Genomic DNA, 21,969 nt, shown 5'->3' on the forward strand with positions numbered 1-21,969 from the left:
CGCTGGATTCGACAACCGCGAGCTACCAAGAGGCCCTTCCTCTATGCCCCACCAGCCGCCAAGTCACCCGATCCAGCGCCCTGTTCGAAGCCCGATCGACCACCCGAGCGGATAGAGAACGACCTCTTAAGCGAGCGGCGCTCCGCCGTGTGTGGGCCGCCACAAGGGAACTGGCCGGGCTCGCCGCTCCGTTCCGCGCTCGTGCAGCGTGCGACCACGGCCTCGCCGGCAGAAGAGCGCTCCCTTCGTGCTCTGACCTCGGGAAATCAGCTATCGGACGCCACAGGCTGCGCCGCTGCCCTGGAGCCCACCAGGACCGCTCTGTCGGCGAACGGGATGTGCCAAGTCGGCCATCTGTTCCCTCTGAGCTGTTAGCGTGCCAGGAGATCAACTTGCGCAGCAGGGCGCGGACTTGGAAGCGGATGTCGTCATACCACTCCGGTCGCTGAGTGGCATGCCCCGAGGACGACTTGGAGCGACGGCACGCCCCTCTTGGCCGCCCCTGCTCGCGCCCACGGCTGAGCTTCAGCCTTGGGCACAGCTTGTCCTGACGGGGCACCGAAGGGGATCACCACTGATGACCGAGACGCCCGCTCGCCTCCTCCTCGATACGGATGATCTCGGGCGATGTGTGCGTACCGTGCTACCCGATGAAGAACCCGGCTCGGACGTGATGGACGGGCAGCGTGGGTGGTGTGAGGACGCTCTTGCCGGGATGCCGTTCCCGTGCTCGCCGGAGTTGTGGAAGCAGCTCGACAGGCTGCATGCGGTCAATAGTCGGCAGTGGGGCGCCGAAGACCGGGTGCGGCGAGCCGGTGATGGAGAGATTCCAGCCATCAAGCGGAAGATCGACGAACTCAACAGCCTTCGCCACAAACTCATCGAGCAGGTTGATCGACTCCTTGGTACTGCGTGGCCCGTGAACCATGACGTGCCGCCTCTTACAGAGTCCATCGGCTCAGCGCTCGACCGGCTCTCGGTACTGACGCTTCGGATCGTTCACACCGAGCGGCTGGTCGGCGATGACAACAGCGCGGTGGAACGCGTCGCGATCCTGCGCCGCCAGCGCGACGATCTTGTGTGGTCCATCGCCGTCGCCTGCGAAGACCTTGTGTCCGGTCGGCGGCGCACGCCCCGGCCAGAGCGTATGAAGCTCTACGGGAAGCCCGGCGGACGGTGAGCGCGGTCGCGTTGCTCCACGGAGACGCTGAGGTCTGCGATGCCCACTGACGCCTTCAGCGACGGGGACGGGTTCGCGCACTGGCGCGACAGCCTGTTCCTGCGCCCCGACGGTGGCAACGCCGATGCGCTCGTCGGACTCGTCCGCAGCGCCATCGAAGAGGCACTGAGTCATCAGGGTGCCGGGCCCGTTTATCCGCGAGCAGAGCAGGAGGACGGGCGCTCACCGGTTGCCGGCGGATACCTGCCGGAGGCCCCTGTCGCACCGGAGATGGCTCTCAGCCAACTGCGTTGGTGGCTGGCCGGGTCGGTCAAGGTGCATCACCACATGTTCGCCAAGAACATCGTTCCGCCACCGTCGTTCGCCAACCTGGCGGCGCTGTGCGCGGTGTCGCTGTTCATGCCGAACGGCGTCACCGGAGAGGACGCCGCCGAGACGCTTTCCGCCGAGCTGTCCTGCGCACGGGCGATGGCGCGGCTGGTGGGCTACGACCCGGGGCAGGCAGGGGGACTGTTCACGTTCGGCGGCACCGCGACCAACCTGTACGCGATCAACGTCGGTCTCTCCAAGGCGCAGCCCGACCACGCCGAGCGGGGAATCGAGCCCGGTGTCGCCGTCGTGGGTTCCTGGCCGGCGCACTACTCGCAGAAGACCGCGTGTGCGTGGCTCGGGATCGGTACCCGGAACTACTTATCCGCCGCGTCGCTGCCCGACCAGACCACCGACCTGGAGTCGATGGAAGGGGCCTGTCGCGACGTGCTGGCACGCGGACACCGACTCGCCTGCATCATGGGTGCAGGTGGGACGACCTCCAACATGGCTGTCGACGACTTCGCCGAGATCACCGCGATGCGGGACCGGCTGGTCACCGATTACGAGCTGGACTACACGCCCCATGTGCATGCGGACACGGTCGTCGGCTGGGCCTACCTCTGCTTCGTCGACTACGACCTGTCGCGTAACGCGCTCGGATTCAGCCCGCCCGTGGTGGCCAAGCTCGCACGGCTCGTTGAGCGCCTGAAGACGGTACGGCACGCCGACTCATTCGGAACCGACTTCCACAAGACCGGTTTCGCGCCGTACACCTCCAGCATGATCGTTATGCGAGACGGCCGTGACTTCTCGCGGCTGCGCCGCGACGGGGGAGTCATGACCCCGCTGTTCCACGACAAGGACGCCTACAACCCGGGGACCTTCACACTGGAGACATCGAGGTCCGCGGCGAACATGGTCGCGACCTGGATCGGCCTGCAGGCTCTGGGCAAGCAGGGGATGCGGCGACTGCTCGGTCACGCCCTGGAGATGGCCGAAGCCCTCCGGCGCCACGTCGATGCCTTCGCGACTCGCGACATGACAGTCATCAACGAGCACGCGTACGGCCCGGATGTGTTCCTGCGCTGCTACCCGCCGGACGACCCGGCCGCCACCGGCGAGGACTTCAGCGACACCGGCTCGGTGCGCCGGATCAACCAGTACGTCTCCGACTTCTTCACATGGCTGTCCCGTCAGCGCGTGCCGGAGGCGGAGCAGATCGCGGTGAGCAAGACCTCGGCGGCGTTCTACACGCCGAGCGGCGAGCCGGTCGTGGCGGTGCGGGTGTACTCCCTCAATCCGCACTTCTCCGACTCTCACGCCGGAGAACTGATCATGCGCCTGCTCAAGGGCAAGCGGCAGTTCGATGCGGTGCGTCCGCCCGCAGATGTCTCCGGGGAGGCACGGTGAACCGGCCATCGACCAGCGGCCGAGAAGAACTACCGACGCGCTTCGCCGCCGCCGACCTCCCTGTCCGTGACTGTGTCGAGCTGGCGGCCGGCCTGGCCTCTTATGCCCGCAGGCACGGGTTGTCGCAGGTCGAGGTGAGCGGGCCGTCGGCGATCGGTGAACTGATCAAGGAGTTCGGCTTCGACGAGGTGCGTTTCGTCGATGCCCACCGAAAGCCCGCGGTGGATATCGCGGAGGCTCCACAAATCTGGCGCTGCGGCCAGCGCGGGCTGCGTTGTCTGAGCGACCAGCTCGCCGATGCGGCAAGGGCTCCGTCGGGGGGTGGGACGCCGCTGTCGACGCTCCCCGAGGGATCCGTCCTGCGGTTCGTCCGGCACAACCGTCTCGGCGATGCGCTGGGCATCGTCACCGGCTTGGAGCACTACTGCCGGGACAACGCCGTGGCGTCGGTCGGCGTGACCGGTTCGCGTGCTCTCGCCGAAGTCGTCGAGGTGTTCGCGTGCGAACGGGTGCGGTATGTCTCTTCCCCCGGTGAAACGATCAGTGGCGACGCGGTCTTCGCGCGGTCTTCATGGAGCCTCCCGTGGCTCGACCGGTTCAACCACGCCGCCACCGACGCTTTCGGAGGGCGGGCCCGCCACCGAGTTCCTCCCCTACCCCTTCGCCAGGCACCGGTGCCAGGGGACAGGGAGGCGGTGGTCTACTGCCAGTTCGACGCGCGGTCCAGCACCCCGCTGCCGCGGGACACCGCTCGGCGGCTTCTGAGCCGGGTCGCGGCACACGGCGAGGTACGGGTTCTCGGCGGCCCCGACACCCAGGACTACCTCGGCCAGGACCTGACCTACGTACGGGCCGACCTTCCCGAGATGGTCACCCGCCTGCTGTCCTGTCGCCTCTTCGTGGGCTGTGACAGCGGCCTGGGGCATCTCGCGGGCTGTCTCGGCGTGCCCGGACTGATCCTCAGCACCGACGACTTCGAGACGACCTGGTCGTTCTTCCGGAACTACGCCGGCCTGAGCGTCATCCCGCTCGCGGCAGCGGAACTCCTCCTGCCATGAAGCCTCCGACAGAGCAGGAGGTCACCCGCGCGGTCGGCCGATGTCTGCACGAAGAGGCCGTGGCCGCGCACCGCATCCCGATGGGCCGCAGTCACTTCGTCTTCACCGTGTACCTGGCGTCCGGACGGTCCGTGATCGCACGCGTAGCACGGCAGGACCGCGCCGAGTGCTTCACGGGGTTCGCGTACTGGCGGCGCCGGCTCGATCAGGCAGGAGTGCCTGTTCCCCGCGTGCTCGCCATGGACCTGACCGGGACAGTACTGCCCTGGCCGATCTTGCTCCTGGAGCGCGTCCCCGGGGAGGATCTCTGCAACGTCTACGCCGACCTGACAGATGCGGAGAAGCGCAGCGTCGCCGACGACCTGCTCGATATCCAGCGCCGCGTACACCGTCTTCCGCCCGGCCCCGGATACGGCGGCATCGCCGACTACAACGACCTTCGCTGCCACCCCCGCTGGTCGGATGTGCTCTGGGAGTACTTCACCGGAGCCGCCGACCAGCTGACACCCGCACAGCGGCAGAGGCCGGCCGTCGCAGCCATCCGCAGAACCATCCGCGAACTGCGCCCCGAGTTCGACCGCATTCCCCCGTTGCCCTACCTGATCGACGCCACCCATCAGAACGTGCTGGTGGACGCCGGAAGAGTGACGGCGATCGTCGACCTGGACGAGCTCGGATTCGGTGACGCTCTGTACCCGCTCGGTGTCGCCCGCGCGGGCCTTCTGGCCCGCGGGCCAGAGGCGGACTGCATTGAACAGGTAGCCGCGCCCCTGTGCGCCGGCCTGATGCGGCAGCGTGTCTTCGACCTCTACTCGGCGATCGCATGCCTCAAAATGCTCGCGCCCAGCCCTCTCAGCGTCACCGGGCCACCCGCGGCCGACAGCGGGATCGCCACCCGGCTCCGGACCCTGCTCGACACCTTCGCCGCCGCCGCTGCCCACAAGGAGTAACGCCATGGCCGGCACCGTCTTCGTGAGTATCGACGACTTCACCCGCGAGGGCTTCACCAACGGCCTGTTCCTGCAGGTCCGCGAGATACTGCGACACGTCACCGCCCGAGGACGACCGGCCGCCCTCGCCTGTATCGCCCAGAGCGGGAACCCTGGAATCACACGCCGGACCCGGACAGTCCAGGGCTGCACCGTCCACGAAGCGCTCATCGGTGCCCCGGCGTCAGCGAACACCTACCGGCGTGCTCTCCGAGATCTTCTGAGCGATCTGGATCCCGATGTGGTCCTGCTCAACTCGTGCGCGGTTCGCCTCACCGCAGCACATCTCGCCGTGCTGGAGGAAAGCCTCGCCAGTGGTCCGCGTGTAGTCGTGCTCGTCACCGACCAGCTGTACCCCACCGGCCAGGACCATCCTGCCGACGAGATCCGGCGCTACTACGACTTGATACGGCAGACCACCAGCGTGCACGCCGTCAGCCAGACCATCGCCGACGCCTTCCAACGCCAGACCGGCGTGCCGGCGCAGGTGCTCCCCAACCTCCTGCCCGAGCGTCCAGCCAGCCCGGAGCCCCGGGGCGCGGAGGGCCGGTTCCTGACCTTGATCAACCACCATCCGATCAAGGGCCGACGTGTCTGGGACGCGCTCGTGCGCCAGCGCCCCGGCGACGCCTACCTCGTCGTGGAGACCTGGCCCGACGTGCCGCAGTATGTCCCGCCCTCACCGAAGGTCCACGTGCTCCCCTTCGCCCCGGACCCGGCCACGATCTACCACCGCACCAGGGTTCTTCTGGTGCCTTCCCTCGGCCCGGAAGGCCTTCCCCGCATCGCGCTGGAGGCGATGGAGGCGGGAGCGCCCGTCGTCGCCCACCGCATAGGCAGCCTGCCTGAACTCGGCGACGCCGCGATGTTCGTCCCCCCGCCACCGATCTCCGGCTACGAACTCGAGGGCAATGTGCTGTACCCCATCGTTTCTCCGAGCGACATCAACCGGGCCGCACAGGCATTCAGCCGGACCATCGACGCGATCGATCACGACGCCGCGCTCAGGACCCGGCTCGTGGCCAACGGCAGAGATTTCGTGCGTGACTACCGGCGACACAGCGAAGCTGTCATCAGCCGACTGCTCGACACATGGTTCGAAAGATCCCAAAGCGGGACGGTCCGGGCGTAGGGCGCTCTGAGGGCCGCCCCAGGCAAGCTGCTGACCAGCAAGAACACAGAGAAAACGGCCGGAGCACTACACTGGCCGCCAGACTGACACACAACCCAAGGAGACACGGGACCGTGACGGCCATCGTCGACGAGTTCAGGTGGCGCGGGCTCATTGCCCAGTCCACCGACGAGGACGCATTGAGCAAGGCTCTCGCGAACGGTCCCGTCACCTTCTATTGCGGCTTCGACCCGACCGCGGCCAGCCTGCACGTCGGACACCTGGTGCAGGTCCTCACCCTCCGCCGGCTCCAGCAGGCCGGACACCGCCCGCTCGCGCTCGTGGGCGGAGCCACCGGCCACATCGGAGACCCCCGGCCGACCGCCGAGCGCACCCTGAACGACCCGGAGACCATCGCCCAGTGGGTGACCCGGCTGCGCGCGCAGATCGAGCCGTACCTCTCCTTCGAGGGCGACAACGCGGCCACCATGGTCAACAACATGGACTGGACCGCGGGTCTGTCCGTGATCGAGTTCCTGCGGGACATCGGCAAGCACTTCCGGGTGAACAAGATGCTCACCAAGGACTCGGTCGCCCAGCGGCTGGCGTCCGACCAGGGCATCAGCTACACCGAGTTCAGCTACCAGCTGCTCCAGGCCATGGACTTCCGCGAGCTGTACCGGCGCTACGGCTGCACCCTCCAGACGGGCGGCAGCGACCAGTGGGGCAACCTCACGGCCGGCCTGGACCTGATCCACCGCCTGGAGCCGGACGCCGAGGTGCACGCGCTGGCGACGCCGCTGATGACGAAGGCGGACGGCACCAAGTTCGGCAAGTCGGAGACCGGCACTCTTTGGCTCGACCCCGAGATGACCACGCCGTACGCGTTCTACCAGTTCTGGCTGAACACCGACGACCGGGACATCTCGCGGTACATGCGCATCCTCTCCTTCAAGTCCCGCGAGGAACTGGAGGAGCTGGAGAAGACGACCGAGGAACGCCCGCAGGCCCGCACCGCCCAGCGGGCCCTCGCCGAGGAGCTCACCACGCTGGTGCACGGCGCCGACCAGTGCGCCGCCGTGATCGCCGCGTCGAAAGCACTGTTCGGACAGGGTGAACTCGCCGACCTCGACGAGGCGACGCTGGCCGCCGCGGTCTCCGAGCTCCCCCACGCCAAGGTGAGCGAACTCGGGCAGGTCACCGACCTGTTCGCGGAGGTCGGCCTGGTGGCCAGCAAGTCGGCCGCCCGCCGCACCGTGAAGGAGGGCGGTGCCTACGTGAACAACGCGAAGGTCACCGCCGAGGACGCGGTGGCCACCGCTGACCAGCTGCTGCACGGACGCTGGCTGGTGCTGCGCCGTGGCAAGAAGAACCTGGCGGCGATCGAAGTCACCGGAGCCTGACGCAGGTCCGGAAAGACGGGCCCGGGTGTGGCCGGGCGGAGTCATCCCGGCGCATGGAAACGGGCTTCGGCAACCACGCGGCAGCAAGATCGTCAGTGTCAGCGCTCGGGCCGGTCGTAACGACAACGGCTGGCCCGAGCGTCATGTGGTCTACCGCAGGAGACCAACTGGGGTGCATGCCGCGTACGGCTTGCAGCCCAAGGCGCCGCCGAGTTTGAGCCGCTGGCCCTGCCCGGCGGACACGTCTTCCCGGAGGCAGCGGGTCAAGCTCTGCGGGGAGAGATCAGTGGGCAGCGGCGGCCAGCAGTTCCGGAAGGTCACGCATGTCGTCGAACAGGGTGGTGCCCGGTCCTTCCAGCCGTGAAGGTGGCGTGAGACCGCCGCAGTAGCCGAAGGCCCGCATGCCAGCGGCGCGAGCGGCCTCAACCCCGTAGGCGCTGTCCTCGATCACCGCGCACCGCCCGGGCTCCACGCCCATGGAGCGAGCGGCGTGCAAGAAGAGGTCGGGGGCGGGCTTGCCGCGGGGGACGTCGGACGCGCTGAAGATCCGTCCTGCGAAGTGGTCGTGCAGCGCGACGATTTCGAGGTTTCGCCTCATGTCGGCGTGATCGCCGTTCGATGCGACGCACGAGGGTGTGGCGAGACCGTTCAGGGCTTCCGTGATGCCGTCGACGGCGGTCAGCTCCGCGTCAAGGGCCGCCCGGTACAGATGCTCGTACCGGCGCAGCCAGTCCTTCTCCAGCGTCCGTCCGAGCCGTTCCTCCACGGCAGCCGTATATGCCTCGGTGGACGATCCGACGAACCTTTCGATGATCTCTGCCTCGGTGAACGCGCATCCCAGGTCGGCCATGATCACCGCGTCCACCTTGACGCATATCCGCTCGCTGTCCACCAGCACGCCGTCGCAATCGAAGATCACCAGCTCGACAGAGGACCGCGTCATGACCCGGAGTGTAGACCTGGGGCGATGGGCCCGTGGTGCAGGCGAGTTGACTTCTCCGAGGGCGCCAACGTTGGTCAGTACTGTGACCGGGAACGTTCGCCGGGGTCAGCTTGATCAGTCCGGTCGTGCTGCTTCCCACCTCCATGAGGTTCGGCGAGGGAGGCCGTCGAGGTTCTCCGCGGCCGGTGCACCAGAGGAGTACCCGGGTGGGGTCCCCGGGCGGGGCGGCGGGGAAGAGCCGGGTGAGTACTGCTGCGCTCAGCTGCTGGCGGCAGCCAGGTCACGGACAGTCCCCGCGTGATGTCGTGGGTATGCAGCAGGGCTTCGGCGACGCTCATCGCGGCGAACCCTTCGGGGTCGCACGGACCCCAGTGCCAGGCCCTCAGGGTGGAGTTGGCTGTGGCCAGGGCGCTGCTGAGCAGTCCGCCGCAGGCGGTGACGGCCTGGAGTACGTCGGCCGGCGAGGCAGTGGGGCGAACGTTCAGGTCGATGGGAAGGTAGGCGTCGGTGGGCTGTGCTGCCAGCTGCCCTGCGTAGGCCAGCAGGTCGTGGCCGACGTGGGCTGCTGTTTGCCAGCAGGTCCATTCGAGCGGCCCCGCCGGCACCGTCCAGTCCTCGGAGGTCTGGGGGCCGAGCACCCGCAGCATCTCTGCTACGGCGGCGTCGACGTCTTGATGGTCCATGCAGAGCTCCTCGCGGTCCGTGTTGTGACGGTGGGCTGGGCTGGTGTCGATTTCACAGGCCGCTGGCCATCTGGGCCCGCGGCACGGATCACTTCAGCGTCACCAAGGTGTCGGTCGTGCGCTTCGAGGCCCTTCTGCGTAACCACCGCGCCGAGCCTCTGACAGCCGGCGCGCTGTCTGAAGATGCCCTAATTCGTCTGCCAGAGTGATTCGGCCCCCCGGAGGCGTATCTCACCAGCCTGAGGCAAGCGTTGGAGAGGTATGTGGAGAAACAGGGTCTTGGCGCCGGTGTTGGCCGTACTCTTCGTGGTCTCGACGGCCGAGTCAGCGGCGGCGGACAGTAGCGCGTGCACGCATCATTTCTCCGGGCCGCAGATTTGCATCCGCCTGGAAGGACGTAACGACTACAACACGGTGATCGGGTTCTGGGTCAATCCGCCGAAGAGAGTGAAGTCCCGTCCCGTGAGTCTTTACTGGAACGGAAAACTGGACAGCACTGGCAGGGCGACCCGCGTAGGGAGGACTCTGAGTTACAAGTGGTCGTCGCTAATGACGGGGACGAACACCAAGCTGTGCGTGAAGTTCAAAGGCAGTCAGCGAATGGCCTGTCAGCACACGCGCTGGGTGGGCGACCGCGTAAGTCCCTGACCCTGGAAGGCGCTGCCCGCGGCCGTTACGGTAGCGCGCGGCGTACTGCTGGGCTTGGATCTTACGAGGTACTGCGAGTCACGCCGTGAGGGTCGGTGGCCGGAACGTCTACTCGTCCAGCCAGACACGGCTTCCTCAACGGAAATGCCAGCCGCTTTGGCTTCGGGATCGGCGTGGTGCTCGAAGCGCCGGGGCTCATCGACCAGTTCCCTCGAACGGCGAGGGACACCGGACTCGGAGAGTTACCCCTTGATGTCCGGGCCGAGATTGGGGTGGGCCCTCAGGAGGAAGGGCCCACCCAATGGTTCCGTGGCTACTTGTCGTCCGAAGCCGCCAGGCGGTAGGTGCGCGGCTTCTCGCTCACCTGTTCCGCTACGCCCTGTTCAGCGAGCGTGACGAGCGCGTTGGCGATGGCACCCGAGGACTTCTCGATCTGGCGGCTGATCTTGGTGGCGGTGAATGCCTCGCCGGGATGTGCTGTCAGGTGGTCGATGACCATCTGACGCAGGCCGCCCGGCGCGAGACGCTTCTTTCCATTCGCCGAGTACGGTGTCGCCATTCCCGGCGGTGTCGGCCTCTGCCCGGTGGTCCCGTGCGGAGGCTGCGATTCCTCCTGCTTGGGGCTGTCGCTGTCTTCGTCGCGCGGATTCTCGACGTGGTTGTCATCGCCGTCACCGGCCTCGGGGTCGGGCTGAGGTGCGCTCTGCTGAGAGCTGACCGGGAACACCGTGGAGCCGTCCGGGACGATGCCTTCCGGTGCGGAGGGGGTGTTTGCGGTGGTTTCCGCGTCAGGGCTGTTGCCCTCTTCGGGCAGCGGGCCCGGCTGTGGGGCCGGGTCGGCCGACGGCTCGGGCTGAGCTTCGGCAGGGGCGTCGTTGGTGCCTTCGCCTGGGGCGGCCTCACGCTCGGGGGCGGGGCGCCAGCGGTCGGGGATGCGGCGGGCTCCCTCGTGGCCGCCGGGGGTACGTACGGCCAAGCCCTGCTTCTCGAGGAGGGTGAGCGCCTTTCCGGTGGTGGAGCGGCCCACATCGGCGGAGAGGGCGAGTTCCGTGACCGTGGCACCGTCGGGGTGGCCGACCAACGCGGTGTAGACGGCTGCGGGTGCGCCCGTGAGCCCTGCGAGGGAAGCGGGCTTCGGGGCCGGGTGCTGCGTCTGCTTGGTGCCGTCGGGGGTGGTGTCAGACATGGGGAACCTCGTTTCGTGCAGTGTGATGGGTGAGGTCCCCGGCCGGGGGTGGCCCTCGGTGTGTGGGCCGCGGGGGCCGCCGGGCGCGTGCGCATCGCGTTTCTCCCGGGCGGCATGGCGATGGGTGCGAGCGGCTTCATGGGGCTTCGCCGATCCGCTCGATCCGTCGGCCGCGACCATGGACGCTCGCCTCCGGCAGGAAGTCAAGCAAGTGGGTCGGTCAGCGGATCCGCGCTGGTGAGAGAGCGTTACTTCCGCCGGTCGTCTGCCTTTTGGGGATCGGTGGACCGATCGGTGAGCGGCGGTCCGGAGCCGGGGGCGTGCGGGTGCCGATCGGGTTCCGGCGCGCGGAGGTGTTCGGACCCGGCCGGTCAGTCGGCCGGGTCCGGTGGGTGGCGGGTGAGCAGTTGTTCGCGGATCTGTCGGGCGCGTTGCGGACCGATGCGCAGATCGGTGCGAAGTCGCCAGATGCTCACGGGTTTTCCGGTGGCGGCGCGGGCTGCGTTGTCCAGGGCTACCGCGAACGGCCACACGTCGGCTTTTCCGGCCCTGTCATCGTCGGGCTGGGGCTGGGATGCCAGGTCCGGGTTGTCGGCGGCGTGGTCGCCCGTGTGGGGCGGGAGGTTCTTTGTGCCGCTGGTGACCGGGTGGTCGGCTTGGGGCGTGGAGCAGTCGGATCTGCCCTCCCGGTGATCCGCACTCGCCCGATCTGGGTCGGTGGTGTCCGGATCGGTGGGGTCTTGGACCGATCGGTCGGCGGTGGCTGTGGGCGAGGCGGGCGGAGGGGAGGGAGCGGCTGGGTCGGGGGAGCCGATCCGGCTGAGAAGGGCGGTGACGGTCCGTCGGTATGCGGCGATCGTCTCGGTCAGGGCGATCAGGAGCAGGGCCGGGGTCAGATGGAGCAGCACGGCCGCCGGGTCGGCTTGTCGGGGCCAGCCGATCTGGCCGTCCGGCCACAGGCTTTCCCAGGAGTTCATGAGGGCGGCGGTGCATCCGGCGCCCCAGCGCAGCGCGGTCGACCAGGTGGGCGGACGGATGCCCCAGGAGGCGAGTCGGGCGTCCACGTAGAGGACGCCGGCCAGGGCGGTGCCGATCATGGGGTCGAGGAGGATGGCGATGGGCAGGGGGACGCCGCGGCTGGTGGCGAAGCGGGTGACGTTGACGGTGGTGAAGACCAGGGCGAGGATCGCCACCGCGGACAGCACCCAGGTCATGGACCGCAGCAGGCCGATGGCTTCGCGGGTGGCGACCTGCTTCATCGGGTATCACCGCCTGTTGCTGCGGGCCTGGTCGCTCCTTGGAAGGTCGGGCTGCTGGTGCGTGCGGGGCCTTCGCGGATGACCATGCCGGGGCGCGGGGCGTCGATGGCCCGGCCGCTTCCGATGTAGATGGAGACGTGGGTGATGTTGCTCGGGCTGGGGCCGAAGAACAGCAGGTCGCCCGGTGCCGGCCGAGCGCCCTTGGGCAGGCGGGGGCCGTGGTCGTACTGGGCTTGGGCGACGCGGGGGATGGTGATGCCGGCGGCGCGGTAGGCGGCCTGGGTCAGCCCGGAGCAGTCGAAGCCGCCCTCGGCCGGTCCGTCGCCGCCCCATACATAGGGGGTGCCGAGCTGGGCGCGGGCGAAGGCGATCACCTTGGCGGCGGCGCGGCCTGGGGCGGCGGGTTCGGCCGCCGCGTACCCGTCCGCGATCTTGAGGACTTGCCGCACGTAGGCGTCGCTGTGGTTGTAGTGCCAGATCGCCCGGGGAAGGTTCTTGCCGTGGCGGGCGCCATGGGCGCACAGCAGCCTGGCCGCGGCGTACACGGCGTCGACCGGGTCCCAGGGCGTGGGCGGCTTTCTCCCGCCGGGCGGGACCGGCTGCGCGTACGCGGCGAAGGTGGACGGCAGGAACTGCATCGGGCCGACGGCGCCCGCGGAGGACACCATGGTGGGGTGCCGTCCGTGGTCGGTCTCGACCTTCCCGATCGCGGCCAGGACGGTCCAGGACAGGCCCGGGCACTCGGGCTCCGCACGCCGGTAGAGGGCGAGCATGGCCGAGGGGATATCGGCAAGGGCGCGCTGACTTGGAGGCGGACCGCCGAGCAGCGCGGCAACGGCCACGACGACGAGCAGCGGCAGGGCCACGACCGCGCAGCCGATGCCGCCTGCCGTCTTGGCAAACGCCGAACTCACGGCCCGATCTCTAGGGTGGGCGGCAGTGGGGGCACGGGGAGCGTCAGGGGTGTGTCGGCGTCGCTCGGTTCCAGGCCGCCGGCCGGGGTGAGGCCGGGCCAGTGGGCGGCGAGGCCGGTGAGGGTGGTGCGTTGGCCGCCGGGCTGGAGTGGTGTCCACCAGGGGCCCCAAGGGCTGGTGGTGGTGAAGTCCGCGGAGGAGGTGGCCACGTGCAGGCCCAGTTCGGCGGCGGGACGGGCCAGGCGGTGGCGCAGGGCCTGGTCGCGGGAGGCCGTGCGGGTGTGGATGAGCAGGGCGGGGCGGCCGCCGGTCGCGGTGGTGAAGGCGGCATAGCCGGTGAGCTTGGCCTCGACGCGGGGCAGGGTCTGGCTGCCGGTGTCGTATTCGAGGAAGAACGGCAGCAGCAGGCCGTCGTCCTGCCAGTGGGCGTAGGCGTCCGGGCGGATGATGTCGCTCCAGCGGCGGGCGCAGGAGCTTTCCGACAGCCACAGGGGCAGGTCGGCTCCTGGGGTGGTGCGGGCCCGGGCGGCGAGGTGGGAGAGGAGTTCGTTGACGCCCAGGTCGTGGCCGAGGGAGGGCGAGTAGGCGATGCGGCCGGTGTGGGAGGGGCGCCATCCCAGGGCGGTGGTGTCGACTCCGGCGTGGGCGGCGAGGAGGGCGGCTCCGGTGGGGCCGAGGGTGTAGTGCTCGGGGGCCGAGCCGTACTGGGTGAGGGGGCGGAAGGAGTCGAGGACGGCGTGCTGGTGCAGGGTGCGCAGGCGGCGCTGGGCCGAGCGGAGTGAGGTGTAGGCGAGGCGGGCGATCTGGTGGGTGGTGAACACCCGGTGCTCGTGGAGCATCCGGGCGAGCCACAGGTCGCGGTCGGTGAGGCGGCGGGCGAGTGCGGCGACGTCCTCGGGGCGGACGGGACGGTGGCGGGTGGTGGCGGCACGGGCGGTGTAGCGGGAGCCGGGGCCGTGGGCGGGGCGGGGGAGTGCGGGCATGGCGGATCACCACCGGGGGTGTGAGGGGCAGGTGGCCGAACGGGCTTGCGTTGGGGGAGTTCAGGGGCCGGTGGCCGGGCGAGGGCCGTTGCGGGCCGCGGCGGCTTCGCGCAGGTCCTTGGCGCGGCCGGGTACGCCGGGCGGGAGAGGGCGGGTGGTGAGGGTGAAGGCGGCGGATTCCGCGCCGCCGGTCAGCAGGTGGGCGGCGGCCTGGAAGGGGCCGAGGTGGGCGAGGTCGTGCGCGGCCAGGGTGGGGAGCGTGTGTCGTTCCAGGGCGTTGGCGTCCTCGGGGGAGGCGTTGAAGAAGATCTTGTTGCGGGCGTTGGCGGAGATGCCTTCGCGCAGGTCGCGGGGGAGTTGGGCGAGGTGCTGGTGGGCCAGGAGCATGGACAGGCGGTAGCCGCGGGCCTCGGCGAGCATGTCCTCCAGGGGGTAGGGGAGGGTGAGAAAGTTGTGGGCCTCGTCGATGCTCAAGGTGGCGTCGATCCGGGAGTGTTCGGGGGTGCGGGCGCGGGCGGAGGCAACCTGCCAGGTCCCGGCGACGATGAAGGATCCCAGCAGCCGGGCGGTCTCCTCGCCGAGGGCGCCCTTGGGCAGGCGGGCCAGCAGGATGCCGCCGTCGAGTACGCGGGCGAGGTCGAAGGTGGAGGGGCCGGCGGCGATGGCGCGGCGGGCGAAGTCGCGCAGCAGGAAGGCGCGGAGCTTGTTCATCACCGGGCCGACCACGGCCGCGCGGGAGGGCTCGGAGAGGGTCTCGTACCAGGCCCAGAAGCCGCGCAGCACCGGGTCCTTCAGCGCGGGGACGATGCGGAGCCGGTAGGCGCTCTCGCCCAGCAGGCGGGGGACGTCGGCGAGGGTGACCAGCTGGTGGGTGCGGTCGCGGTGCTTGAGGAGGGTCAGGCAGGCGGCGCGCATCACGTCGTCGGTTCGTGGTCCCCAGAAGGCGGTGAAGATGCGGCGGAAGATGCCGGTGATGTTGTCGACGACGACGTCGATGTCCGTCCCGTCCAGCACGTTCAGGCAGGGCGGGACGTGGGGGTCGTCGGGGTCGATGAGGACGAGCCGGTCGGCGCAGGTGTCCGGCAGCCGGTCCAGCAGGTCGGTGACCAGGTCGCCTTTGGGGTCGATGACGATGACGCCCCGGTGGTTGCGCACGTCATCCAGGGCGAGGTTGGCGATGAGGGTGGACTTGCCGGAGCCGGTGGCGCCCATGACGTGGAGGTGGTGGCGGGCATCGGGCACCGCCAGGCCCACGCCGCGGCGGGCTCCCGCATCGGAGCGGCCCAGCGGTTTGACGCCGTTGCCCGGGGCTGGTTCGGGGATCGGCGGGGGTGGCAGGACGGAGCGGGCGCCGGCCCGCCGCAGGCCGGGGGCGTCCGCGTCGAGGGGGAGATGGGCAAGGGCCGCGAGTTCCGGTACGGACAGCAGCGCGGCGCGTGAGAGCGGGAAGCGCCGGCCGTTCAGGACCCGTTGGGGGTGGCGGAGGCGGGTGCGGGCGAGGTAGGTGCGGTCGGCGTACAGGCCGAAGGCGGAGGCGATGGCGTGGGCCCGGCCACGCGCCACGTCCTGAGCGCGCTCGGTCTTTGGCGCGCAGGTGGCGGCGTAGGTGAGCGCGTACTGCCACTGCGGGCCGGAGAGCTTGACCGCCACCTGCCGTACGGCGGCGCTGTGTTCGGGGTCCTGCTTGCCCGTCGCGGCGGGCTTGGCTTGGTGTAGGAGGAACGCGGCCAGCGCGGGCAGCCGGGAGGGGGAGCGGCCGCTCTTCAGCCGCCGGGCCTGGCGGCGGGCGCGGCGGAGTGTGGCGCCGGTGGCCGGGCGGGCCAGGATCTGCACGCACGCGGACTCGTCCTCGGCCATGCCGGTCGCGGCCTGCAGCAGGGCGCGCAGCGGGTCGCAGGCATGGTCGGTGCGCAGCGGCAGGACGGTACGGCGGGCCGGGCGCAGCCGCCCGGCGGTGACGATGTGCCCGCCGGGGAGCAGGGGCGCGGGTTCGGTGACGCGGGTGTGGGCGCCGGGCCAGGCGGCTTCGACGGCGCGGCGCACCAGGCCCAGCGGCACCGCGCTGGGCGTCCACAGGCGGATCCGCAGACCGGTGTGGGACCAGGCGTATTCGAAGGCGAGGTGCGGCTGGCCCGTGGTGGCCCGGCGCCACCACGGGCGGAGGATCCCGGAGAGCTGAGCCCACAGCACTTCGCCGCCCCGGGCCGCGACAGCGGGCGGGGTGAGGATCTCCACACAGCGCGCGCCCTCGGCGAGACGCCGCTCGCGCAGCGCGTGCAGCCGGTACCGCAGCGCGTAGCCACCGGCCGCGGCGACGGCGGCGCCGCAGGCAAGGAGAGGCGCCTGCGCCCCGAGCCGGCCGAGGCCGTCGCCGATGACGGCCGTCCAGAAGCCGCCGGGATCGGTGAGGAAGTCCACCAGCGGCCCACCCGGTGGTGAGGCGGCGATCTGCGCGAGGGCGGTCATGAATCGACCCCTCCCTCACCAGCATTAAACGGTGGCTCGCACCAGAGTGCGTCGGCTTCAGGATCCGCTTCATCCGCCTCGTCCGGCTGCTGGGCGGCGAGCTCGCCCGGGTCCGTGGTGATCACCTCGTGCTCGCCTGGTGCTGCGATGCTCATCAGCGCGACCTTGTGGCGGCGGTCCCCGGTCAGCAGCAGTGCCTCGCCCCGGGCTGCGGTCAGCAGGAACTCCCGCTCGCCGCGGCACAGGTGGAAGTTCTCACTGATCGTGTCGATGGCCTGCGGGGCCTGGCGGAGCAGGACCTGGGTGGCCGCGTTGGAGACGATGGCCCGCCCGAGCGGAGAGGCCAGCACGTCGTCCGCGTCCTGGGTGACGACGGCCAGGCCGGTCCAGTACTTGCGCGCGGCCTTGGCCATACGGAACAGGAAGCTGGCCCCGGCCCCCTCGCGCATCAGCAGCCATGCCTCATCGACCACGACCAGATGCTGGCCAGTGCGCGGGCGGTGGGTGACCTGCCGCCAGATCGCATCCAGCGTCAGCAGCATCGCCGGCGCCTTGACCTCTTCCGCCAAGCGGCGGAGTGCGAAGACCACCAGATGCCCGGAGGCACAGGCGGTGCTCTGCCCGTTGAACAGGTCGGCGTGCGAGCCGGTGGTGTAGGGGGCGAGCTGGTCGGCCAGGGCCGCTGCCGCCGCGCTGTCCTCCTCGGCCAGCACGGCGGCGAGATCGGAGAGCGTGGGCGGGGTGCGCTGCCAGGTGCGGGCGTCCGCGGTGATGCCCGCACGCTCGTAGGCGGCGAGCACGGCCCGGTCTAGTACGGCCTTCTGGGCAGCGGTCAGCTCCGCGCCCAGTAGAACGGTGAGGAAGGTGTGCAGGAACAGCACCCGCCGGGTCAGAACGTCCTCCCCGTCGTCGGCTACAGGGAGGTCGAAGGGGTTGAGGCGTACGCCGTCGGAGCCGAGCGCGAGGACCTGTCCGCCGACGGTTTCGGCCAGGCGGACGTACTCGTCCTCCGGGTCGATCACCGAGGCCGTCACCCCGGTGAACAGCAGGCGCAGCAGCTCCAGTTTGGCCAGGTAGGACTTGCCGGCACCGGAGCGTGCCAGAGTGATGGAGTTGTAGTTGTCCTGCGCGAACCGGTCCCAGAGCACGGGCGCGCCGGAGACCGTGTTCAGCCCATACAGCACGCCCTGCGGCGCCCCGTCAGGGGTGGTGGCGATCGGCAGGTCGGGGCTGGTGAAGGGGAAGCAGGCGGCGAGCGCGGCGGTGTCGAAGGTGCGGCGCATCTGGAGCGTGTCAATGCCGAGAGGGAGCGTGGCGAGCCAGCCCGGCAGGGCACGGTAGGTGGTCGGGGCGACCGTCATCAGCAACGACTCGGCGACGGCGCGCACCGCGGCCGCTTGTTCCGCGAGCGTCTCCTCATCCGGCGCGTGCACGGTGAGATAGAGGGCGACGTGGAAGAGCTTTCCCTCGCCGCGGGCGATGCGGTAGGCGAGCTCGGCGGCGTCGGCGGCTGCGGCCTCCACCTCCGGGTCGTCCAGGTGCCCTTTGCCGAAACCGGCGCGGCGCCCGGACTCCAGGCGGGCGCGCTGCTTCCTCAGCCCGGCCGCGGCCATGGGGTTGGGGATGGGATCGATGTGCAGGGCGATGTCGAGATGGCCGGGGAAGCTCAGCAGCGGGGCGAGCCAGCCGGGCGTGACCTCGGCCGGGTAGCCGGTGACCACCAGCGTGGTGGCCAGCTGCGCGCCGACGGCCAGAGCGCGGGCATGGACCTCGACGGCCTCGGGGCTCGCCGCCTCCAGCAACTGGCCGGCATCACACACTTGCGTCTGCGCCGGGGTGCGGCGGCGGTTGAGGAAGAACCGGGTCATGCGGGGCCGCCTTCCGATCCGAGGCCGGGCAGGGTGGGGGAGTCGGGGTTGCAGGCCGCGCTGACCAGGTCGGCGGCCTGCTCGGCGTTCAGAGGGGTGACGGTGATCTCGGCGGCCGCGAGCGTGCGGGTGGCCTCGTCGAGGCGCTGGAGCACCCGTTCCTCGTGCATCCCGTGCCGCAGACCGTGCGCCGGGCTCTCCTCCCGGGCGAGCAGGACGACCTGCCGCCCCAGCAGATTGCCGCCCGTGGCGAGGTCGGCGAGGAAGTCCGCGTGCTCCCGTGCGGCCCGCTCCAAAGCGGGATGCGGCAGCGCGGCGGCCTCCTGCTGGAGGTTGTCGGCGAGCGGGGCGAGATCGATCCGGTGGCAGCGCACCAGCACCTGGGTGGGGCCGGTCAGGGAGTTGAGCCACCGCGCGAACGCGGCCGTCAGGCCCTGCTGCTCGGCTCCCGAGCGCAGCTCGAAGTTGACGGTCGAGCAGGTCGCCAGCCCGGCCACACCCTCACCGCGCAGGTCGAGCACTCCGGCCGCGGTGATGCCCTCGTACGGCATGCGCAGCGCGGCCGGAGGCGGGCCTGCGGCCTCGGCCCAGTGGCCGGGGACAACGGCGGGCAGCGGCGGCACCCCATCGGGCGCGTGCACCCGGCGCTTGGGCGCACGGGCATGGGCGAGGGCCGCAAGGAGGAAGCGGTCCAGGCCGAGGCCCTCCCGCCTACCGAGCGCGAGCGCGGCCACCGCCCCGGCCACAGGGACGACGAGTGCGGCGTAGGCGACCGGTGCCATGAACGGCCGCGCGGCCCAGTACCCGGCATAGAGCACCACCGCTGCGGCGGCGATGACGGCGGTCTGCTGCGCGGTGAAGGGGCCGAGGATGCGGTCGGGGCGGGAGATATCGGCGGGGACACGCGTGGCTTGCACCGTGTCCGCCGGGTCGTCGGCTTGGTTCATGCCGGATCACCTCCGGGGTTCGAGAGGCAGCCGCAACTGCATGGGCCGCGGCGGACGCACCCGCACGCGGGGCGCGGAAATGGGAAGGACGAGCTGACGGCCACGCGGTGCCGAGGCAGCAGCTGGTAGAGACGGGGGAGCGGGCTGGCCACGTTCGGAACGGGAGCGCGCGGGAGAGCGTTCGGCACGGATGGGCAGCCACATCTGTGTGGGCCGGGGCGGCCGGGACGGGACACGCTGAGCCGCCACCGGAAGCGCCAGTTGCCGCACACGACGGGCACGGGCGGGATGCATCACGGCGCGGGGACCTCTCGGTGTACGAGCAGGGAGAGGAGGAGCAGGGACCAGACCGCGAGCCCGGGAACGCCGGCCGGCCAGCGGCCGGCCTGCGACACGAGGAGCACTGGAGGCGGCCGGCTCCGGCCTCGTCCTCGCTACCCGGCTGGGGCTCGGACCCGACGGCGTTCCGGTGGCTGGCCGGCCTGTGGAGCGCAGGCGGGCGGTAGGGCCTGCTACGGCGTCGCGACCACGGGACAACCACGCACGACCCGCACTCCGCGCCCGCCCCAAAGACCCGGCACCGCGCCCAGGCGGGCCCGGTGTGAAGGGCCGTCCACCGCCACCCCGACCACCACCGCCACCTCGACCCGGGCCACCTCCCCCACCGCCCAGCCCACCGCGCCCCGGACCCAAGCCGCCGGCACCACGCCCACCTCCGGGACGCCGCCGCAGCAGCTGCATCCCGGGCAGGTAGTGATCCATGAGCCGGTACATCGCCAGGTGCTTGAGCATCCGCACACCCGTGGGCGCATGCGGACTGTGCGCCGGCGTCCCGCGCAGCACCACCTGCAGGGTCCAGCCCGGGATCTTGAACAACACCCAGAACAGAGCTGCCCCGGCGAGCATGGTGCCGAGCTGGTCCGACTTCGGAATGCCCAAAGCTGTCGCGCCGGGAGCGAAGAACAGCTTCAAAGCCAGGATGAACGTCATCGACTGCGCGACCTGAATGACCAGACAACCGGCCAACGCCCGCCACCACAGCCGCGCCACCGGATCGGTCAGCGGATGAGCGTGGCACGCGAGGGCCAAGGGCGCGGCCACGGCCAGCAGCGCCATAATGGCGACGCGCACGAGGAAGCCGACCAGCACCGCGAGCACCAGGGCGATCATCGTCGTCGCCAGGAGCAGCAGGTACAGCTTCAGCCCGGCGGCTCCGAAGAGGGCGAAGGGCAGGACCTGTTCCACCATGCCCTGCCCGGCGTCCGACATGTCGCTGGCCATCACCGCGTGGGCCAGGGCGTTGGACAGGCCGATCGCCTTGCCCATCACGGTCAGCGAGCTGGCCGCGGCGACCATCCCGAAGAGGAGACGGGGGAGGATCTGCTGGAGGGCGTAGCGGGTCTGGACGGTCTCGTACCCCATGACCGTGACACCGCCCGCGGTCACGAACAGCACGTAGACCCCGGCCGTGATCCCCAGCATGGTGGTCCACAGCTTCTTGATGTCGGCGTGCTGGGTGACATCGGGGGTGGCCAGCAAAGTGTCAGCGAGCAGCTCGCGGACCGGCTTCATGCTCTGCTCGATCAGCATGCCGAGGAACGAGGTGATCGCGTTCACGACCATGCCGGATACGTCGAAGAGGTCCCCGAGGCCGCCCTCCTGCGGCGCGCAGGAGAAGTCGTCCACCTCGCACGCCGGCGGAGTCGGCCCCGGAGACGGCTCCCGCGGCGGGGACGGTTCGGACTCGGCGGCGGGAGGATCCGGCACGGGGGTCGGACCTGGCCCGGGGGCGGGCCTCGGCTCCGGACCCGGCTCCGGGGCGGGAGCGGCAGGACCGGGGGCCGGCTGCGGTTCCGGGGCCGCCGGTGCCAGAGGTACACGGCCCGCTGCGAGCGCGGAGGCGGACGGAGCGGCCAGGACGACCAGGACCAAGAGCCCCACGGCAGGCAGAAGAAGAAGCGCCCGGCCGGAGCACGGGGCGCGGGTCACTGCCCGCCCCCGCCACCGGCTCCGACGATGCCCTGCAGCACGGTCACGATCACCGGCGCGAGGATGGCCAGCCCGTAGCCGATGGCCGCCGCCTTCAGGGCCCGCTTGGCGGCCTCGACTTCGCCCGGGTCCCCGCCGGCCATCAGGTACCGCAGCCCGCCGAAGGTCAGGAACAAGGTGGCGAGCCCGGCGAGGATGCCGACGATCCAGTTCCGCAGATTCGTGATCACGGTGGGGATGTCTGCGACCGCCCACACGAGCGAGGTATCCGCCACCAGCACGACGCCGGCCACGACCGTCGTGAAGCCCACCCGGGCTGCTCGGCGGCCTGCCCGGAGAACAGACAACCGACCCGTCGGACAGAGCCCTCCGAGCATGACGAACCACCTCCAAGAGGCACATCAGGGATGACAGGAGAGAGGAACAGAGCAGCGGGAGCCGCAACGAGCCGCGAACAGCGGGCCGTGCGGGGGAAGGTGCAAAGGTGAGGTGAGCGCGGAGTTCCCCTGCCCGGGGCCGGCCTCCTCACGGACGACGGCGGAACAGGGAGCTCGGGTGTCAGCACGAGACGGCCGCGCTCACCTCACCCGACGACAGGCCCGCGGTGGCACAAACCAGGG

General features: G+C 70.4%; 17 protein-coding genes. 6 read left to right on the forward strand and 11 right to left on the reverse strand.

Annotated elements, in window-relative coordinates; translation table 11 throughout:
* Positions 1-577 precede the first annotated feature (577 nt).
* The 6 genes from KBZ10_RS25235 to tyrS all read left to right on the forward strand — a co-directional run bounded on the left by KBZ10_RS25235 (position 578) and on the right by tyrS (position 7,463).
* A complete protein-coding gene (locus KBZ10_RS25235) occupies positions 578-1,180 on the forward strand; it encodes a DUF4254 domain-containing protein (RefSeq protein ID WP_210990031.1) in 603 nt (200 codons plus the stop codon).
* Positions 1,181-1,450: 270 nt separating this feature from the next.
* Positions 1,451-2,902 (forward strand): pyridoxal-dependent decarboxylase, encoded by a 1,452-nt coding sequence (locus KBZ10_RS25240; RefSeq protein ID WP_210990032.1) that lies wholly within the window; start codon positions 1,451-1,453, stop codon positions 2,900-2,902.
* A complete protein-coding gene (locus KBZ10_RS25245; RefSeq protein WP_210990033.1) occupies positions 2,899-3,960 on the forward strand; it encodes a glycosyltransferase family 9 protein in 1,062 nt (353 codons plus the stop codon). The genes KBZ10_RS25240 and KBZ10_RS25245 overlap by 4 nt, the downstream gene beginning before the upstream one ends.
* Positions 3,957-4,910, forward strand: coding sequence for a phosphotransferase family protein (locus tag KBZ10_RS25250; protein ID WP_210990034.1), 954 nt, complete (start codon positions 3,957-3,959; stop codon positions 4,908-4,910). Before KBZ10_RS25245 ends, KBZ10_RS25250 begins: the two co-directional genes overlap by 4 nt.
* Positions 4,911-4,914: 4 nt before the next feature.
* Positions 4,915-6,081: a glycosyltransferase family 4 protein gene (locus tag KBZ10_RS25255; RefSeq protein WP_210990035.1), complete on the forward strand. Its 1,167-nt coding sequence runs from the start codon at positions 4,915-4,917 to the stop codon at positions 6,079-6,081.
* Positions 6,082-6,194: 113 nt separating this feature from the next.
* Positions 6,195-7,463 carry a tyrosine--tRNA ligase gene (gene tyrS / locus KBZ10_RS25260; RefSeq protein WP_210990036.1) on the forward strand — a complete coding sequence of 423 codons (1,269 nt, stop codon included), beginning with the start codon at positions 6,195-6,197 and terminating at the stop codon, positions 7,461-7,463.
* A 283-nt stretch (positions 7,464-7,746) separates the two neighbouring features.
* Here the strand turns inward: tyrS and KBZ10_RS25265 are convergent, their stop codons facing one another.
* From KBZ10_RS25265 to KBZ10_RS25315, 11 genes are all read right to left on the reverse strand, one after another.
* The gene (locus tag KBZ10_RS25265; RefSeq protein WP_210990037.1) at positions 7,747-8,406 is read right to left on the reverse strand and encodes an HAD family phosphatase; all 660 of its coding nucleotides are present in this window, start codon (positions 8,404-8,406) and stop codon (positions 7,747-7,749) included.
* A gap of 74 nt (positions 8,407-8,480) precedes the next feature.
* The gene (locus tag KBZ10_RS25270; protein WP_247702974.1) at positions 8,481-9,089 is read right to left on the reverse strand and encodes a maleylpyruvate isomerase N-terminal domain-containing protein; all 609 of its coding nucleotides are present in this window, start codon (positions 9,087-9,089) and stop codon (positions 8,481-8,483) included.
* 961 nt (positions 9,090-10,050) lie between these two features.
* A complete protein-coding gene (locus tag KBZ10_RS25275) occupies positions 10,051-10,923 on the reverse strand; it encodes a hypothetical protein (protein ID WP_210990038.1) in 873 nt (290 codons plus the stop codon).
* 371 nt (positions 10,924-11,294) lie between these two features.
* Positions 11,295-12,182 (reverse strand): extensin, encoded by an 888-nt coding sequence (locus tag KBZ10_RS25280; protein WP_210990039.1) that lies wholly within the window; start codon positions 12,180-12,182, stop codon positions 11,295-11,297.
* On the reverse strand, positions 12,179-13,096 hold the full coding sequence (locus KBZ10_RS25285; RefSeq protein ID WP_210990040.1) for a bifunctional lytic transglycosylase/C40 family peptidase: 918 nt from the start codon (positions 13,094-13,096) through the stop codon (positions 12,179-12,181). The genes KBZ10_RS25280 and KBZ10_RS25285 overlap by 4 nt, the downstream gene beginning before the upstream one ends.
* Positions 13,093-14,079 (reverse strand): replication-relaxation family protein, encoded by a 987-nt coding sequence (locus tag KBZ10_RS25290; protein ID WP_210990041.1) that lies wholly within the window; start codon positions 14,077-14,079, stop codon positions 13,093-13,095. Before KBZ10_RS25290 ends, KBZ10_RS25285 begins: the two co-directional genes overlap by 4 nt.
* A gap of 60 nt (positions 14,080-14,139) precedes the next feature.
* On the reverse strand, positions 14,140-16,545 hold the full coding sequence (locus KBZ10_RS25295; RefSeq protein ID WP_210990042.1) for a helicase HerA domain-containing protein: 2,406 nt from the start codon (positions 16,543-16,545) through the stop codon (positions 14,140-14,142).
* On the reverse strand, positions 16,542-18,413 hold the full coding sequence (locus KBZ10_RS25300) for a VirB4 family type IV secretion system protein (protein ID WP_210990043.1): 1,872 nt from the start codon (positions 18,411-18,413) through the stop codon (positions 16,542-16,544). Before KBZ10_RS25300 ends, KBZ10_RS25295 begins: the two co-directional genes overlap by 4 nt.
* On the reverse strand, positions 18,410-19,360 hold the full coding sequence (locus tag KBZ10_RS25305) for a PrgI family mobile element protein (RefSeq protein WP_210990044.1): 951 nt from the start codon (positions 19,358-19,360) through the stop codon (positions 18,410-18,412). Before KBZ10_RS25305 ends, KBZ10_RS25300 begins: the two co-directional genes overlap by 4 nt.
* A 6-nt stretch (positions 19,361-19,366) precedes the next feature.
* The gene (locus KBZ10_RS25310) at positions 19,367-21,046 is read right to left on the reverse strand and encodes a hypothetical protein (RefSeq protein WP_307847599.1); all 1,680 of its coding nucleotides are present in this window, start codon (positions 21,044-21,046) and stop codon (positions 19,367-19,369) included.
* A 299-nt stretch (positions 21,047-21,345) separates the two neighbouring features.
* Complete coding sequence (locus KBZ10_RS25315; RefSeq protein WP_210990045.1) at positions 21,346-21,726, reverse strand: pilin; 381 nt, start codon at positions 21,724-21,726, stop codon at positions 21,346-21,348.
* Positions 21,727-21,969 lie beyond the last annotated feature (243 nt).

The organism is Streptomyces sp. F63, assembly GCF_018070345.1.
Lineage (GTDB): Bacteria > Actinomycetota > Actinomycetes > Streptomycetales > Streptomycetaceae > Streptomyces.

What these genes read in the sequence shown, in the direction of transcription:
- KBZ10_RS25270 (WP_247702974.1), bottom strand. Translation starts at nt 9,089, where the DNA reads ATGGACCATCAAGACGTCGACGCCGCCGTAGCAGAGATGCTGCGGGTG.
- KBZ10_RS25280 (WP_210990039.1), bottom strand. Translation starts at nt 12,182, where the DNA reads ATGAAGCAGGTCGCCACCCGCGAAGCCATCGGCCTGCTGCGGTCCATG.
- KBZ10_RS25300 (WP_210990043.1), bottom strand. Translation starts at nt 18,413, where the DNA reads ATGACCCGGTTCTTCCTCAACCGCCGCCGCACCCCGGCGCAGACGCAA.
- KBZ10_RS25255 (WP_210990035.1), top strand. Translation starts at nt 4,915, where the DNA reads ATGGCCGGCACCGTCTTCGTGAGTATCGACGACTTCACCCGCGAGGGC.
- KBZ10_RS25235 (WP_210990031.1), top strand. Translation starts at nt 578, where the DNA reads ATGACCGAGACGCCCGCTCGCCTCCTCCTCGATACGGATGATCTCGGG.
- KBZ10_RS25265 (WP_210990037.1), bottom strand. Translation starts at nt 8,406, where the DNA reads ATGACGCGGTCCTCTGTCGAGCTGGTGATCTTCGATTGCGACGGCGTG.
- KBZ10_RS25275 (WP_210990038.1), bottom strand. Translation starts at nt 10,923, where the DNA reads ATGTCTGACACCACCCCCGACGGCACCAAGCAGACGCAGCACCCGGCC.
- KBZ10_RS25240 (WP_210990032.1), top strand. Translation starts at nt 1,451, where the DNA reads ATGGCTCTCAGCCAACTGCGTTGGTGGCTGGCCGGGTCGGTCAAGGTG.
- KBZ10_RS25290 (WP_210990041.1), bottom strand. Translation starts at nt 14,079, where the DNA reads ATGCCCGCACTCCCCCGCCCCGCCCACGGCCCCGGCTCCCGCTACACC.
- KBZ10_RS25295 (WP_210990042.1), bottom strand. Translation starts at nt 16,545, where the DNA reads ATGACCGCCCTCGCGCAGATCGCCGCCTCACCACCGGGTGGGCCGCTG.
- KBZ10_RS25315 (WP_210990045.1), bottom strand. Translation starts at nt 21,726, where the DNA reads ATGCTCGGAGGGCTCTGTCCGACGGGTCGGTTGTCTGTTCTCCGGGCA.
- KBZ10_RS25250 (WP_210990034.1), top strand. Translation starts at nt 3,957, where the DNA reads ATGAAGCCTCCGACAGAGCAGGAGGTCACCCGCGCGGTCGGCCGATGT.
- KBZ10_RS25305 (WP_210990044.1), bottom strand. Translation starts at nt 19,360, where the DNA reads ATGAACCAAGCCGACGACCCGGCGGACACGGTGCAAGCCACGCGTGTC.